The organism is Bowmanella yangjiangensis (genome assembly GCF_017255015.1).
In the GTDB taxonomy this organism is placed as follows: domain Bacteria; phylum Pseudomonadota; class Gammaproteobacteria; order Enterobacterales; family Alteromonadaceae; genus Bowmanella; species Bowmanella yangjiangensis.
The window spans coordinates 1-586 of sequence record NZ_JAFKCS010000476.1 but is presented as its reverse complement, the minus strand read 5'-3'; the positions used below and the strand labels follow the sequence as shown (position 1 = coordinate 586).

Sequence of the window (586 nt, the reverse complement as noted above, 5' to 3'; positions counted from 1 at the left end):
CCAGGTAGCTGTAGTCACCGCGCGAGCCTGGAATCACCAGTGTGCCCTGATCGGACGGTGTTGCCCCCTTGCGATGCAGCCAGCCGTCCACGCCGTCGATGCGGGCCGCTGAAACCAGATTGTGGTTGATGTCCAGCAACGGCTCACCGTTCGCGCGCAGGCGCTCGAGCATGCGTCGGGCGATCAGCTGCCGATTGGCCTCGGCGAAACGCAGCGCATCGTCATGACGTTCGAGGTAGTGCGCGCATGCTGGCGTGCCGACTTCCAGCCCGGCGTGGCCGAACTGATCGACCTGTTCCCGCAGGATCGCCTCGCCCAGGCCGCGTGAACCGCTGTGTACCAACAGGAGCAGGTGCTTGCCGTCGATACCGAGCCTGTTCAGGGCATCGGTGTCATAGGCCTGGTCCAGCTGTTGCAGCTCGGCGAAGTGATTGCCGCCGCCAATGGTGCCCAGCGCTCTTTCGTGGCCGCTGGCCGGCAGGTTGAAGGCAGCGATCGCTTCGGCCCAGTCCTCGTCCAGCGGTGTGTCGAGGTTCCCCAGACGTTTTTCCAGCTTGTCCAGGTGCAGCTTGGCGACTGGCAGATC

1 protein-coding gene is annotated in these 586 nt (G+C 64.7%); it reads right to left on the bottom strand.

Annotated features, from left to right (window positions below):
* Window positions 1–586: RNA ligase RtcB family protein (locus tag J0A65_RS25245; RefSeq protein ID WP_206596968.1), on the bottom strand; the 586-nt coding region annotated here is incomplete at both ends.